At 73.7% G+C, this 13,868-nt stretch carries 11 protein-coding genes; 4 read left to right on the forward strand and 7 right to left on the reverse strand.

Annotation, left to right across the window (positions count from 1 at the left end):
• Positions 1-168: 168 nt before the first annotated feature.
• Genes JJJ15_RS13405 through JJJ15_RS04615 form a run of 3 tightly spaced genes read right to left on the reverse strand, consistent with a single transcriptional unit; the run spans position 169 to position 6,313 of the window.
• On the reverse strand, positions 169-3,120 hold the full coding sequence (locus JJJ15_RS13405; protein WP_210338797.1) for a hypothetical protein: 2,952 nt from the start codon (positions 3,118-3,120) through the stop codon (positions 169-171).
• The gene (locus JJJ15_RS04610) at positions 3,114-5,630 is read right to left on the reverse strand and encodes an ATP-binding protein (protein WP_200511589.1); all 2,517 of its coding nucleotides are present in this window, start codon (positions 5,628-5,630) and stop codon (positions 3,114-3,116) included. Before JJJ15_RS04610 ends, JJJ15_RS13405 begins: the two co-directional genes overlap by 7 nt.
• Positions 5,627-6,313: a response regulator transcription factor gene (locus JJJ15_RS04615; RefSeq protein WP_200511590.1), complete on the reverse strand. Its 687-nt coding sequence runs from the start codon at positions 6,311-6,313 to the stop codon at positions 5,627-5,629. The genes JJJ15_RS04610 and JJJ15_RS04615 overlap by 4 nt, the downstream gene beginning before the upstream one ends.
• Before the next feature lie 545 nt (positions 6,314-6,858).
• Between JJJ15_RS04615 and JJJ15_RS04620 the strand changes: the two genes are divergently transcribed.
• The 3 genes from JJJ15_RS04620 to JJJ15_RS04630 all read left to right on the forward strand — a co-directional run bounded on the left by JJJ15_RS04620 (position 6,859) and on the right by JJJ15_RS04630 (position 8,359).
• A complete protein-coding gene (locus JJJ15_RS04620; RefSeq protein WP_106109675.1) occupies positions 6,859-7,119 on the forward strand; it encodes a hypothetical protein in 261 nt (86 codons plus the stop codon).
• A 97-nt stretch (positions 7,120-7,216) separates the two neighbouring features.
• Positions 7,217-7,453, forward strand: a complete 237-nt coding sequence (locus tag JJJ15_RS04625; RefSeq protein ID WP_200511591.1) for a hypothetical protein — start codon at positions 7,217-7,219, stop codon at positions 7,451-7,453.
• 3 nt (positions 7,454-7,456) lie between these two features.
• Entirely contained in the window at positions 7,457-8,359 is a 903-nt protein-coding gene (locus JJJ15_RS04630; protein WP_200511592.1) for a hypothetical protein, read from the forward strand.
• Between the two features lie 63 nt (positions 8,360-8,422).
• Here JJJ15_RS04630 and JJJ15_RS04635 read toward each other — a convergent pair whose 3' ends face one another.
• The 4 genes from JJJ15_RS04635 to JJJ15_RS04650 form a co-directional block, all read right to left on the reverse strand.
• Positions 8,423-9,331: an LppP/LprE family lipoprotein gene (locus JJJ15_RS04635; RefSeq protein ID WP_200511593.1), complete on the reverse strand. Its 909-nt coding sequence runs from the start codon at positions 9,329-9,331 to the stop codon at positions 8,423-8,425.
• A gap of 628 nt (positions 9,332-9,959) precedes the next feature.
• A complete protein-coding gene (locus tag JJJ15_RS04640) occupies positions 9,960-11,516 on the reverse strand; it encodes an AAA family ATPase (RefSeq protein ID WP_200511594.1) in 1,557 nt (518 codons plus the stop codon).
• A gap of 12 nt (positions 11,517-11,528) precedes the next feature.
• Positions 11,529-12,128 (reverse strand): hypothetical protein, encoded by a 600-nt coding sequence (locus tag JJJ15_RS04645; protein WP_200511595.1) that lies wholly within the window; start codon positions 12,126-12,128, stop codon positions 11,529-11,531.
• Positions 12,125-12,337 carry a hypothetical protein gene (locus tag JJJ15_RS04650; RefSeq protein ID WP_129591511.1) on the reverse strand — a complete coding sequence of 71 codons (213 nt, stop codon included), beginning with the start codon at positions 12,335-12,337 and terminating at the stop codon, positions 12,125-12,127. The genes JJJ15_RS04645 and JJJ15_RS04650 overlap by 4 nt, the downstream gene beginning before the upstream one ends.
• 1,036 nt (positions 12,338-13,373) lie before the next feature.
• On the opposite strand from JJJ15_RS04650, the gene JJJ15_RS04655 reads away from it, so the two are divergent.
• A complete protein-coding gene (locus tag JJJ15_RS04655) occupies positions 13,374-13,853 on the forward strand; it encodes a hypothetical protein (RefSeq protein WP_200511596.1) in 480 nt (159 codons plus the stop codon).
• The last annotated feature ends 15 nt before the right edge of the window (positions 13,854-13,868 follow it).

The following is a 13,868-nucleotide window of genomic DNA, read 5'->3' on the forward strand; positions in this document are numbered from 1 at the left end:
ACCGCCCGGCACCCGACGCCGGAGGCCCCGAGGTACCCGGACGCAAGTCAGGGTCGCGCCGGGCCAGGGCGACCGTGCACCAGAGGCCCTCGGGTACCCGGGCGCAAGGCACCGGGCCCGGTGCTACCGAGCCGCCCCACCTGCGGCCCCACTGCCAGCAGGGGCTGCTCAGATCTCCTCCAGGCGCAGCACCCGCCCGGCACGTCGGAGCTGGATGGTGGCCTGGGACGGGGCGTGGGGCGGGGTGAGGCGGACGACCAGCTGGTCCCCGCCGTCGGCCTCCCGGAGGACGGCGCGCACCGCATCCACCAGCCCGGGCGGCAGGCCCGACGCCGTCGCCCGACTCGGCCCTGCCGTCCCAGCAGGCTCCTGCGCCCCGGGCCCGGCCTCACCACCCGCCCCGGGTACAGCTGGCCCCGCCTCTCCGGGTTCCTCCGCGCTGCCGGGTCGATGAGGCCCGCTACCTGCCCTGTCCACCAGGCCCACCCCGCTCGCGGCCCCGGCGTCCTGGGCCCCGGCCCCGGCAGCCCTGGGCCCGGCCTCACTACCCGCCCCGGGCCCAGGATCTAAGGGATGCCCCGGCAGATCGCCATTCGTGACGGGCGCGGGCCCCTCCCCTCCCCGGGGTACGGAGCCGAGGGCCGTATCCTGCCGCCCGGCGAGGCGCGGCCCCTCCCCCCGGGCGCCGGAGGGGGTGGTGTCGAGCTGGCCGGTGGCGGCGGTGAGCGGCCCCTCCTCTCCCCGGCGGCCTCCGTCCGCAGGGGCCACCGCCACCGGCACCCCTGAGTCGTCGAGCTGCACCACCACGACCCCCGCCCGACGCGCCTGACGCACCAGGGTGGTCAGCTCGGCGTCGGCCGCCAGCCGCGGGGCCCGGATGAGGTCACGCAGGTCGGCCTCGACCCACCCGGCCTGCTCCACGAGCTCAGGGATCGCGCCCCGCAGCGCCAGCTGGCCGATCACCTTCAGGGAGCGGCCCCTGACCTCCCTGAGGAAGTCCTCCTGGACCCGTACCGCCTCCTCCTGGGCCGCCTGCCGGACACAGGCCGCCTGCGCCCTGGCCTGCTCACGGGACAGACGGCGCCTCATCCACCTCAGCGCGACGCCCGCCAGCCACACGTTGAGGGCCTGGACCAGCGGGTAGGGCAGGAACCTGAGCACCACCAGGTGGTCCACACCGACCGCGTGCGCCCCCACCCACAGGCCCGCGCCCGAGGCCGCCAGCGTCAGGAACGCCAGGACGTCGCGCCTGTGCATGAGCGGGGCCACGCAGGCCAGCGCGGTAAAGGGCACCGCCCACCCCGCCGAGGAGATGGCCAGGGCCCCCGGGGGCAGCCCCGACCCCACGATCACGGCCGCGAGCGCCGCCGCGCACGGTGCGAGCACGTGGACCCAACCTCCCCAGGGACCCGCGGGCCCGCGTATCAGGAGCACGACCGCCGCGCTCTGGACCACCAGCGCCACCAGGACCAGCCCCACGGCGTGGGTGCTGGGCTGCATGAGCCCGTGCAGCCACATGGTGGCCACCAGGAGGAGGCCGACGCCCCGCCCCCTGGGGCTGTGCAGGTAGCGGTGCGCCTGCGTCAGGAGCCCCGGTCTGGGAGGCGGCGTCGCCCCGCCCCCGCTCGGCTCCCAGGTCAGAATGACGCGGGTGCCCTGGCCGGGCTCGGACTCGACCCTGGCCCCGCCGCCCTCGAGAGACTCCATGCGGGCCAGGACCGAGCCGCGCAGCCCCATGCGCTCGGGGCTGAGCCGGGACAGGCTGAACCCGGGGCCGTCGTCGACGACCTCAATGACCACGCCCGCAACCTGGCCCCTGAGGGTCACGCTCAGGGTGACTCCCCCACCGGGCGGCCCGCCTATCTCGGTGACCTCACTGGACCCCCTGCCCCCGGTGACTCCCCCACCGGGCGGCCCGCCTCCCGGGGCGCCCACCTCCCTGCCGCCACCGGGTACGCCCCCCGGCCCGGCAGCCGACACCGCGTGGCGGCGCACATTGCGCACGGCCTCCTGGGCCGCCAGCAGCAGGGCCTCCCAGGCCGGGGCGGGCAGCGCCATACGGGGGTCGAGGAGCTCGGCGCGGACCACCGTCCGGCAGCGCCCGCCCACCTGGTCCTGGACGACCTGGCGCAGCGCGGCCTCCAGGTCAGCCAGGTCGTGCCGCCCGGGGTCGGCGCCCGGCGCGTCCTGGGCGGTGGGAAGCATGACCTCCAGGGCCTGACGGGCCTGGTGGCGTACCTCCTCGTCGGAGGCGCCCCGGACCCGGCTGGCGGTGACCAGGGCGGCAATGACCCGGTCGTGGACCATGCTGGCCACCACCCGGCCAGCCCGGACACGTGAGGCCGAGGCGGCTCCGGCCTCCAGGGTGGCCTGGGTGGCCCGGACCGCGGCGTCCAGGCGCTCCCCCTGCTCCAGGAACCGGGACAGGAAGGGGAAGTAGACCAGGCACAGGAGCGTGCCGAAGGTGGTGTCCAGGACGACGACCCTCAGGGGCTCCCCGCCCGCGTACCAGCGCACCAGGAGCATGAGCGTCGTCAGGGGCGCGAACGTCCAGTACGCCCGGGGCAGGGGCAGGCAGATGCACAGCATCCCCACCAGCCCGGCCAGGTACGCGGTGCTGGCCAGGTGACCGCCCTCCATCTGCGGGGTCAGCGCCAGGTGCGGGTTGAGGTGGTGGTAGGCCACGATGACGCCGTTGACCACCAGCGTGAGCACGTACATGCCCCAGGTCGCGGCCGTCTGGTAGCGGCGGCGTCGTACGGCGTCCCACCGAGAGCGCACCCCCCACAGCGTGAGCGCCACGGGCAGGAGCGGCGAGGCCAGGAAGGCGATCAGGAGCGTCGCGAGCCAGGGCGGGGCCTGGGCCACCTGGGCCCGGTTGGAGCGCGCGTCGAGCACCTCGGCCAGCAGTCCCAGGCCGCAGACGGCCAGCACGAGGGTGGTGCGCACGCCCTGCTCCCAGGATGGTGTCCTGCCGGGCGTCCACTGCTCGGCCACCACGACGCGCCGGGCCCTCAGGGCGCCGGCCAACTCCCCGCCGTCACCTCGGTCCTGGTCCGTCCGGGACCCCCGACGCCCCCGGCAGACCCCTCCCAGGAGCGTCAGGAGCGCCCTCACCACGGGACCTCCACCAGCTCCTCGTGGCCCCGCCTGCGGATGACGGCCGCGCAGGCGCCGTGCGGCGGGCTCAGGCGTATGAGGACGTCGTCGCCGCTCTGGGCGGCATCCAGGACCCGCACGGCGGCGGGCACGAGCCCCGCGGGGACGGGCGGGCAGGTCCGCGGCCCGACGGCGCCGGGATCCGGCCCGACGACGCCGGGAGCCATCCCGCCAGCCCCGGACACCGTCCCGCCAGCGCCGGGACCCGACCCACCAGCCCCGGGCACCACCCCACCAGTCCCGGGCACGGTCGCCGGGGTGGGGGCGGCGCGCCCGGCGTCGTCGATCTGGGTCACCCGCACCCCGCGCTCGCGGGCCCGGCGCACGGCCTCCACCAGGTCCGGCAGGGCGGTCAGGCGCGGCACCCGCACCAGGTCGCGCAGCTCGGCCTCCACCCGGGACACCTGCGCACCCAGGGAGTCCTCCAGGGGTACCGGGGCGTCGCGCAGGCGCCGGAGCACCGGGTGGGATATGTCACGCACCCGTCCCAGCAGGCGCCGCTCCTCCTCCAGGCGGGCCACGGTGGCCTCCTGCTCCAGTCCTGCCAGCCGGGCCAGGTGGCGCGCCTCGCCCTCAGCGGCCTCCACCCGGCGCACCAGGGCGATGACCCCGGAGAGCACCGTGGTGTCGTAGAGCTGGTAGGCCAGGGACACGAGCAGGGGCACGGCGGGCAGCTGCCGGACAAGCCCCACGCCCAGGGTCGTGGCGGCCGTGCCGGCCAGGGCCAGCCACGCCCAGCGGGAGCGGTCCCGCAGGATGAGGAGGTTGATCACGGCCACCGCGTAGCTGTACGGCCAGCCGTCCTGCCCCATGACAGGGGCCGGGACCCAGGACGCCAGGAAGAAGGCCGGTGCCAGCGCCACGCAGGCCGCCGCCGCCCGTATCCGCCAGCACCCCGGGCTACCTGCCAGGGGACCGGCCACGCACAGGCTGGCCACGGTGAGAGCAGCGGCGGAGCAGCACCCGGCCAGCAGGCCCCATTCCCCCGACCGCGCCCCCCAGTAGGCCGCGTGCACCCAGGCGCCGAGGGACACGGCCGCCGTGAGGAGGCGGGTTGCCCAGCCGCCCCAGGACACGGCGAGCCCGTCGTGGGGCGGGCACCGACGGGGCTCCGGGGCGGCGGGCAGGTACCCGGGGCGGGGCGGGGCCCACCCCAGGAAGACCCGTGTGCCCCTGCCGGGGGCGGTGTCCACCTGGACCCATCCCCCGGGCAGGGCGTCCATGCGCTCACGCACCGACAGCCGCAGCCCCAGGTGCACCTGCGGGGCGTCGGCGGGGTCAAAGCCGACGCCGTCGTCACGCACCACCACGCGGACGCCGTCACGGACCTGGCGCACGGTGAGCAGCACGCGGACCCGGCGTCCGGCGTCCCGGCCCCGGGCGTGGCACTCCACATTGCGCAGGGCCTCCAGGACCGCCTCACGCAGGGCGGCCAGGACCTGCGGGGGCAGGGGCCGGGCCCCTGGACCCGCTCCGGCCTCCCCCACCGCGGCCTCCCCCGCTCCGGCCTCCCCTGCTCCAACATCCCCCGCTCCAGCCGACCGCCGGGTGGGACCGGCGTCGACCTGCCAGGTGCAGGCGGGGGTGGTGTGGGCCCGGCACCAGGCGGCCAGGAGGCCCGTGAGGTGGTCCAGGTCCCGTGGCGGGCCGGCGTCGGGCGAGGGGTCCAGGGCGTCCAGGGCGTGGTGCGCCTGCTGGTGGACCTGGTCGGCGTCCAGGCCGCGGGAGGGCAGGACCGCCAGGAGGGCGGCCAGGACGTGGTCGTGGGTGAGGCGCCGGGCCCTCTCCTGGCCCTCCAGGCGGCTGGCGGCCACCAGGGTGCGGGCCTGGCTGGCGTAGCGCGAGGCGTCCTCCTGGTCCACGCACTGGGCGCGCGCCAGGAGGCAGGTGACCGGGTAGGAGCAGGTCACGGTCAGGACGACGTCGTAGCTGGTGGCCAGCAGCACCTCGGTCAGGCCCTCCCCTCCCACCACGGAGCGCACGACCACCTGGAGGACGCTAATGGCGCCGATCCCGGCGGCCAGGCGCCATGGGTGGCGCCACACGACCACCGCCAGGTAGGAGGCGGGCAGAACCGGCAGGACCGGCAGGACCGGTGCGGAGCCCAGCGCGGCGCGGGTGCGGGGGTCTACCGCGAAGGTGGCGACGAGGCTGAGGCTGCCGGCCAGGTAGGTCAGGACGTAGAGCCAGGAGGTGGTGCGTGCCCACCCGGCGAGGGTCTCGATACCGCTGGCCAGGCCACCTGGACGGTACCTGGTGGTACCGACCCCCACCAGCAGGACGACCAGGGGCACCAGGGGCGAGAGGAGGACCGGAACCACGGCCGCCAGGGTGGCCCAGGTCTGGGCGCCGAGCACCTGCGGGTAGCGGACCAGGGAGAGAACCGGGCAGACCACCCCCACGGCGCTGATCGCCGCCGTCAGCACCACGGTGGCGGCCGCCGTGAGCTCTCCGGTGAGACGAGCCGTCATGGTTGCTGCTGGTCTATGGGCAGGATGGTGGGGATCAGCCCGGCGTCCTGGGCCCGGCGCAGGAGGTCCACCCTGCTGGCGGCGGGCAGGCCCACGTCCATGAACCGCTGACGGATGGCGTTAATGCGCTTGTTAACGGTGTTCACGCTGCGGCCCACGCGGCGGGCGACGTAGTCCGCCTGGGCCCCGGAGGCGTACAGCGCCAGGATCTGCCGCTCCAGCTCGGACAGGGACCCCAGGACGAAGGCCGTGTCGGAGTCCAGGATGCTGGCCCACTCCAGGGAGGGGGTCAGCTCCCCGTGGGCCGCGGCACGGATCGTGTCAATCAGGACCTGGGGGTCCTCGGACTTGCGGACAATGCCCAGGACCCCGGCTTCGCAGGCCCGGCGCATGAGGTAGACGTCGTCCCCGGAGGTGTAGACGACGACGGCGCAGTTCAGGGCCTGGAGCGCGGTGACGTTGGCGGCCGGGTCGGAGCGGTCGTCCAGGAGCAGGTCCAGGAGCACCACGTCGGGCGCGCCCTCGTGCCCCAGGTCCACCACCATGGCCTGCAGGTTCGGGTAGGTGCCCAGGAAGCGCAGGTCCGTGACGGGGGCCAGCATGGTGGCTACCCCGACACCCAGGACCGCGTGGTCGTCAATGAGGGCGATGCGGGAACGGCGGGTCGAGACGGTATCTAACATAACGAACCTTACAGGAGCCGGGAGTAACACAGAGAATAACGGACTCAGCCTACTCACAGGTACCTGCTGCCCGGTAGGCCCGTAGTCCGCCGTGCCACGTCTGAGGACGCGACCCGCACTCGCCCACCTACTAGTAGATTATGTAATTGAACGAATAATTCCTCGACCATGTGCGTCCCGCTCCCCTGCACGTGTCGCAATCTGAGGATCAGAGCGGTGGGCACTCTTAACCGTACCAGGGCCCAGGCCTCTGACCTGCGCAGACATTGAGCGTACAAAAGTGGAATCGGGGTGGGTCCGGCTCTGATCCTCAGATTGCGACAAAACCAGGTCCCAGTACCGCCACAGCCGTGAACAGCCCCTGCGCGGCAGGCACAGACCGCCCCCGTAAGCAGGACAGGAGGCGCACCCGCCAGCGCCTGCCCAGCCGCTCCCGCAAGCAGGCAGGAACTGGCCCGCCGCAGACGGGCGGACCCGTCGGTCGGCCGCCTACAATGGCCCCGGGCGCAGCACCCCGCGCCCGCTTCCCGCTTAAGGAGGATCGCGTGTCCCAGCTCCAGCAGCTCAAGCAGCAGATCAACGGCCTGGGGCAGGCTGCCCGGCGCACCGGCCAGGAGCTGGCCCAGTTCGACTCCGCCTTCGCCCAGCAGAGCGCCCAGGTGCAGGCCACGATCGGGGGGTCCGCGCAGAGCAAGGACCGGGTCATGACCGCCTCGATCCAGGAGGCCAAGACCAAGGTCCACGCGGCGGTCGAGGCCCTGGCGCGCCTGAGCCAGACGGCGAACCAGTACGCCGCAAGCCTGTGACGCAGGCATGGCGGACTCCCAGGCCCTGTCCCGGCAGGCTGCTGAGGCCGGAACCGCAGCTCGGGGCCTTAGGCAGACGGCCGGCTGGATCTCTGAGATGGCTAGGCTGGCCACGACCCTGAGCGAGGGCGTCGACAGCGTCCTGGCGGGGAGCTCGACGGGTATCGACCGCGACCTCCACCACCACCTGACAATGTTCGCCACCCACGCCCACACGGCGCAGCTGCAGGCACAGGACTCGGCCGCCCAGGCGACGGCGCTCAGCGGGAGGCTGAGCGTCATGACCCAGGAGGCGGCCGCCCGGGAGCGGGCCGAGGCCCGCAGAAGGAGGTAGCCGGTGCCGTCCCGGATCCAGCAGGTGGCCAGGAGCGTCCAGAGCCTGGGCCAGCAGGCGGGCCGGGTGCAGCGCACCGCGGCGGAAGGCGCCCAGAGGCTCCGCTCGGCGTCGGCCCGGCTGCCCCGGGGCACGGGCTGCCCGGAGGAGGGGCGTGCGGCGGCCAGCGCCCACGCCGCCATTGCGAGCCTGGGGCGGGCCATGGAGGAGCTGGCCGCCTTCGCGCCCTACGCCCAGCAGTTCGCCCAGTCCCTGGTAGGGGCCACCGGCTCCGGCGGGGGTGCCGGCTCCGGAGGCATCGGCTCCGGCGGGGCCACAACCACCGGCGGCACTGGACTCAGTGGCGGCATCAGCCCCGGCGAGGCCACAGCCACCGGAGGTACCGGACTCAGTGGGAGCACTGGACTCAGCGGGGCCACCAGCTCCGGCGGAGCCACAACCACCGGAGGCACCGGACTCAGCGGCGGCGCCGGTGCTCCCGTGGGGCCGCCGGGAGACGGGAGCCCGCCCCGGAGCACGGCGGCCTCGGTCCTGGCTGAACGCGGCCTGACAATGGTCGCCGTTGACAGCATGGTCGTTGACGACCCGGTCGACATCGGCAACCACGGCCGCGGCCCTGATGACTACTCCTGGCTGGTCAGCACCTGGCACAGCCGCATACTCCCGGGCCTCGACGCCGGAATGACCCGGGACGACTTCGCCCGCCTCGACCATGAGGGATCCGCCCCGGAGAACCGCAGGCTCGCCGCCGCGTACGACGTGTTCCTGGGCGACAGGAGCATGGCTGGCAATGAGCTGCCCGACGGTGGCGTGGGCATAAGCGGCGGACGCCACAGGGCCGAGGCCGCGCGGAGCCTGGGTATCACCCACCTGCCGGTGAGGCTCCGCCGCCCGGGGAGGCGTTAGGACTGCGGCCCCGCGGGTGGGGCTAGAGGAACATTTTGTGCGCCCCGCCGCCCTGCTGTCCCCTCAGAAGAAGAGGGTGGTGGTGCGGTTCATAAAGGCGCCGTGGCCGGTGGCCGTGTTCCAGCAGGTCAGGCCGTTCTCGGCGGAGGCGCACACGAGGGTCCGGTAGTAGACGACCTGCCCGTACCCGACCACCATGGGCGCCAGATAGTCCCGGGGGTTCTCCTGGCCCAGCAGGTAGGTTGACGCGCCCCCGCGCGTGGCCATATGGGGGACCCCGGAGGAGCTGAGCCCGGCGACCCACCACAGGGAATAGCCGATCTCGTTAACACCGAAGGGCTTGTCCTGAATGTAACTGGATATGCCGCACCCCCCGTAATACTCATCGGGGCCGAGGTCGCAGCCAATATTGCCGGAGGGGGTGACGAGAATGGCCGTCTCAAAGCTCTGGCCCGGGTAGGCAATAGTCGTGACGGGCACGGCACCGGCGGGCCTGGGGCCGCCGGCACCGGGGAAGGCGCCGGGCACGGGGGCGGGGGCCTGGTCGGTGTCGCTGGGGTCGGTGGCCTCGGGCAGCTCCCCCTCCAGACGCACGCTCCCGGTGGCCTCGTCCCAGGTCAGGGTGACCGGGGACGTGCCCGAGGCGGTGGCCGGCGCCTCCCCGGGCCGGGCCCAGGTGTAGGTCACGGCCAGGGCGTCGTCCGCGGTGCGCCGGATCTGGGGGGCGTAGGCGTAGGGGTGGGCGGTGGCCGTGCCCAGGTACTGGCCGCGGTGGAAGAGCATAATGTGGCGTGGGGAGGACAGGGCCGGGCTGTGGATGCTCAGGGTGATCCACGACAGGGCGGCGCAGGGGTCCCAGGTGCTGACCTCGGCGCCCTCCAGGTCCCAGGTGCGCGGGTCGTCGCCCGCCAGGCCGTCCCACGCCGAGGGCACGCTGGGCCCCCACTCCTTGAGGACCTGCTCACCGCTCATGGTGGAGCACCCGGGCGTGGCACTGGCGGCCGCCTCGGTCTCCCCCGACGTCGCTGACGCCGAGGGAGCCGATGAGGCCGCCTCCGACCCACTGCCGGAGACGGGAAGCCGACACCCGGACACCACCAGTACAACGGCCACGAGTAGCGCGCCCAGCCGGCACCTCGCACCCGGACGCAGCCGAATACCCTGAGCTCGTGCGAGCATGAGCCTCACCCCGTCACCTGGACCTTAATGACACGTGGTCGCGGCAGGAGCACCATAGCCTGTCGAGGAACCCGTGCTATATCTTTCTTGAGGCGGACCCTAGCATATTGACGCCGCCCGGTACACGGGGAACCGGGGACAATAACCTACCCCCTTTCCCGCAATACCAGCCTGACACCAGAACGTGCTGAGCGTATAATGCCGGCCCACTCACCCACGCCCGCACCCGTTCACCCGCGCCGGGTCCACGGTCGCAGGCGCCCTGGGCGCGGGAAGAGCGTCCGTCCCGCGCCCAGGGCGCCTCTTCTGCCTCCGCGGCCTCCGCGGATCGTGATGCGGAGCCCGTCCCGCGCCCAGGGAGGGCGCCTCACCGGCGGGCCTCAGGCCGTGAGCACCGTCAGGCCGTGAGCACGCCGGGTCCCTACACGCTCCCGCCCATAAAGACGCGGCGGCTGGGGGTGGAGCCCACCCCCGTCTCGGTGCGCTCCACCCGTCCGGCGGGGACGGCCCGGGTGTGCCCCCACTGCCGGATCGCGGCCACCTCCTCGGGGTTGGACCGGGAGAAGGGGACGACGGCGCGGAAGTGCTGGGTGATCGTCAGGTCGTCGGGCAGGACGCGGGTCTGCCGGGTGTACATGATCTCCGCGACCTCGTTGACCACGGCGTCAATGTCCGAGCCCGCGAAGCCGTCGGTGAGCATGACCAGGTCTCGCAGCAGGTCCAGCGTCGGCTCGCACTGGGTGTAACGGCGGAAGCACAGGCGCAGGATCTCCTCACGCTCCTCCTCGGTGGGCAGGTCCACGAAGAAGACGGCGTCGAACCGTCCCTTGCGCAGCAGCTCCGGCGGGAGGGTGGAGACGTCGTTGGACGTCGCCACGAGGAAGACCTTGGAGGTGGACTCCTGCATCCAGAACAGGAACTGGCCAATGAGCCGACGGGTCACCGAGTTGTCCCCCGTCCCCGAGGCGAGCCCCTTCTCGATCTCGTCGATCCACAGGACGCAGGGGGCGGCCCGGTCCGCCGTGGCCAGGGCCTCGCGCAGGCGCGACTCGGACTCCCCCACGTACATGCCCATAATCGCGGCCATGTCCAGACGGTAGAGCGGCAGCTCCCACTCCTGGGCGATCGCCTTGGCGGACAGCGACTTCCCGCAGCCGGGGACGCCGCAGAGCAGCACGCCCTTGGGTGGACGCACGCCCCAGCCGGTCAGGTCCCCGGTCATGAGGCGCTGCTTGCCGGTCAGCCACTCCTTGAGGTTCTCCAGGCCGCCGACCTTGTAGTCCTCCTGAAGGCGCACCCTCTCCAGACCGGCCAGGGCCCCGAAGATACGGTCCTTGAACTGGCTCAGCTCGGCCAGGTCCTCGTTACGCACCTCCTCCTTGGCCAGGAGGGTGGAGATGACGTTAATGGCCTCCCCCTCCGTCACCCCGCTGAGGATCTCGGCGGCACGGTGGATCTCCAGGTCCTGCCACTCGATCGGGATGCTCAGGCGGTAGGGCTCGATCGTGGAGCTGACCACCTCGTAGAGCTCCTCGACGGTGGGCACGTCCAGCGTCGTGGTCATTCCCAGGCGGCTCAGCCCCGACCAGACCGGGCGGTCGCCAATGAGGATGATCGCGCACGAGTTGCGTTCGGCCAGGTGGATCAGCTGGGAGAAGTGCCGGGACGTCGGTGAGTCGTTCTCCAGGTCCTCCAGGTCGGAGAAGACGAAGTTGACGTTCGCCCGGGACCTGAAGGTCTGCTGGGCCTGGTCCAGGGCGGCCACCAGGGAGTAGTCGTCCGTCACGGCCGAGTCCGAGAGGACCTCCCGCAGCCCCTCCGTGCGCGTGTAGGAGAAGAAGGGCATCTGCCTGAAGTCATTGGCCATCTCGTTGATAATGGCCAGCGCCCGCGTGGGCTCCACCGTCCTGATGACAATGACAGGAACACGCGCCTTGAGGAACCTGCGGACCTCTTCGGCGGTCTGTCGTCCGTCCATATCTGAAACTCCTTAGTGGGATCGCCGCTTGAACAGGCTGGACCAGCGGGAGGCACCGGCAGAGGGGGCTGAGTGCGGTGGCTCCTGGCTGACCGGCGGGGCGCTGGCGGCGTCGGCCATCCTGATAATCGCCGAGCCGTCGACGTAGCCGTCGTCAAAGACGCGCATGAGCGAGTTATCCCTCACCGCGCGCGTGAGCTGGTCATTTCCGGAGGCGATGTTCTCGACCTGCTTCTGAAGGTTGGTGACATCGTCGCGCATGAGCGTCATGAGCCCGGATCTGGTCTTCGGGGGCAGCCCCGGGTGCTGGCACAGCCGGAGCCGGGGAAGGAGCCGACGCCGGGCCCCCACGAGGGCGAGCTGGACGGCGTGGAGGTCACTGTTGACCACGGCTGCCTGCAGGTCACGCTGGAAGCTGCCAACCCAGCTCGCCATCATGGTGCCGACCGCGGTCATGAGGTGGTCGTTGAACCGCCTGGAGGTTGCGGCGCTGAAGGACTCGGCACTCAGGGCAGGGAGCGCGTCCAGGCTGGTGGAGGGGTCCCGGGACCAGGCCTTGAGGGTCGTCACCCAGATCTTGTACGCGCTGGCGCCGGTAGCGGGCCCGTTCATGACGCACGCCCTCGCGGACGGGTAAGGATCTCGTGGGGCGGCAGCGGGGACCACGAGGGCAGGTTCCCGGCGACCTTGGTCCCGGACGACAGGACCGGCCCTCCCGTCCTGTCGCGCGTGCGGGCCAGCAGGTCCTTACGGTCCAGGACCGTGTCCGGCTTGGCGGGCTTGGGGGGCAGGAAGCGCGGCACGCGCCGCGGGCGACGCACCAGGGGCGTCGTCGACGCCGCGGGCGACGCGGGGGCACCGGGGACGGCTGGCGCTGCGGGCGCACCCGGGGCCGCGGGCGCACCCGGGGAAGGAGCCGGAGGTACCGGGACCGATGAGGCGGCGGGCACTGTCGGCGTCGGGGGCGCGCCAGGCGCGGGCACGGGCGACGTGGGCGCCGGGGGCGCTGGCACCACGGGCACCGCCCCGGTGGGGGCCGACGGGGCAGAGACGGGCGGGGCCGACGGGGCGGAGACGGCGGGAGCCGAGGCCGCGGAGACCGGGAACGCACCAGAGGCAGGCACCGGCGGCGTGGGCACCGGCCCAGCGGGCGCAGGCGCCGGGGGCGCTGGCACCACGGGCACCGCCCCGGTGGGGGCCGATGGGGCGGAGACGGCGGGAGCCGAGGCCGCAGAGGCCGGGAACGCACCAGAGGCAGGCACCGGCGGCGTGGGCACCGGCCCAGCGGGCGCAGGCGCCGGGGGCGCTGGCACCACGGGCACCGCCCCGGTGGGGGCCGATGGGGCGGAGACGGCGGGAGCCGAGGCCGCAGAGGCCGGGAACGCACCAGAGGCAGGCACCGGCGGCGTCGGCACCGGCGGCGTCGGCACCGGTGCAGCGGGCGCGGGTACCGGCGGCGTGGGTACCGGAGCAGACGGCACGCCTGCAGCAGGCACCGAGGCTGCCGGGGGCGCTGGCACCGGCCCAGCTGGCACGCCTGCGGCGGGCGCCGTGGCCCCGGGTGCAGGGGGAATGGGCCTCCCGGGCACCGGCCCAACCGGCATAGGAGGCGGCGGCACGGGCGGCATACCCGTGGGCAGCACGACAGTAGGAGCCGAGGAGCCCGAGGCCGCAGGCACCGGGGAGGCACCAGGGGCGGACGCCACCGGAGCCTGGGCCCCGGAAGACGCGGGCGTCGGAGGTGCAGGCACCGGAGGCACGGGCACCGGCGCAGCGGGAGCAGCGGGCACCGAGGCCGCCGGGGGCGCGGGCACCGGCCCAGCTGGCATAGGGGGCGGCGGCACGGGTGGCATACCCGTGGGCAGCACGACAGTAGGGGCCGAGGCGGCCGAGGCCGCAGGCACCGGGGAGGCACCAGGGGCGGACGCCACCGGAGCCTGGGCCCCGGAAGACGCGGGCGTCGGGGGCGCAGGCACCGGCGGCGTCGGCACGCCCGCAGCAGGCACCGGCGGCACAGGCACCGGCGCAGCGGGTGCAGCGGACGCAGCAGGCACCGAGGCCGCCGTGACCAGGGGCGCGGCAGGCGAGGAGGCCGAGGCCGCGGTGCCCGACGACGGCAGCGAGGTCGGCACGGCGTCCACCAGGTCCCCGGTAGCGGAGTCCACCGAGGACGTGGACCCCGGGGCCACCGGCACCGCCGTGGCCGGGATAGGGGGCGCCGAGGGGACAGGCACCGAGCCCGCGGAGTCCGCCGAGGGCGCGGAGGGGACAGGCGTGGAGGCCGCCGCGGGGGAGGCCGCGGAGGAGGTGGGTACGTCGGCAGGGGTGGTGCCCTGAGGCGTGTCGGTCATG

It is taken from the genome of Actinomyces sp. HMT897 (assembly GCF_016626125.1).
Lineage (GTDB): Bacteria > Actinomycetota > Actinomycetes > Actinomycetales > Actinomycetaceae > Actinomyces.

Coding starts and splice junctions, on each gene's coding strand:
- JJJ15_RS04610 (WP_200511589.1), bottom strand. CDS start 5,630: ATGACGGCTCGTCTCACCGGAGAGCTCACGGCGGCCGCCACCGTGGTG.
- JJJ15_RS04615 (WP_200511590.1), bottom strand. CDS start 6,313: ATGTTAGATACCGTCTCGACCCGCCGTTCCCGCATCGCCCTCATTGAC.
- JJJ15_RS04625 (WP_200511591.1), top strand. CDS start 7,217: ATGGCTAGGCTGGCCACGACCCTGAGCGAGGGCGTCGACAGCGTCCTG.
- JJJ15_RS04635 (WP_200511593.1), bottom strand. CDS start 9,331: ATGAGCGGTGAGCAGGTCCTCAAGGAGTGGGGGCCCAGCGTGCCCTCG.
- JJJ15_RS04640 (WP_200511594.1), bottom strand. CDS start 11,516: ATGGACGGACGACAGACCGCCGAAGAGGTCCGCAGGTTCCTCAAGGCG.
- JJJ15_RS04645 (WP_200511595.1), bottom strand. CDS start 12,128: ATGAACGGGCCCGCTACCGGCGCCAGCGCGTACAAGATCTGGGTGACG.